The organism is Tritonibacter sp. SIMBA_163 (genome assembly GCF_046535935.1).
GTDB classification, from domain to species: Bacteria; Pseudomonadota; Alphaproteobacteria; order Rhodobacterales; family Rhodobacteraceae; genus Epibacterium; species Epibacterium scottomollicae.
The window spans coordinates 1-384 of sequence record NZ_JAWJBP010000162.1 but is presented as its reverse complement, the minus strand read 5'-3'; the positions used below and the strand labels follow the sequence as shown (position 1 = coordinate 384).

Genomic DNA, 384 nt, shown 5'->3' with positions numbered 1-384 from the left:
TCCGGTTGCGACGCTTGTATCTGCGCTTGTCGTATTTGACCGGCGTTTTGCGTTTCTTCCGGCCTGGGATGCAGGCGCGTATCCCCTCGTCCTGTAACGCTTCTCTGAACCAGTCAGCATCATAGCCGCGACCCCCAAGCAGCCATTTGACCTTTGGCAGGCCGCGCAGCAGGGCCCTTGCGCCGATGTAATCGCTCACCTGTCCGGCGGTAACGAACAGGTCGATTGGTCGTCCCTTACTGTCGCAGATGGCGTGCAGCTTGGTGTTCATGCCGCCTTTGGTCCGGTAGCCCCCCCTAAAAATAGAGGTGTTCAAAAGTAGAATTTTCTCGGCAAGATATCTGAGGAGATTTACGATGAAGAGAGGACGATACAGAGACGCAC

At 55.7% G+C, this 384-nt stretch carries 1 pseudogene; it reads right to left on the bottom strand.

Annotation, left to right across the window (positions count from 1 at the left end):
* Positions 1-286: pseudogene (locus R0J92_RS21905) on the bottom strand (transposase); the annotation flags it as partial.
* Positions 287-384: the final 98 nt, after the last annotated feature.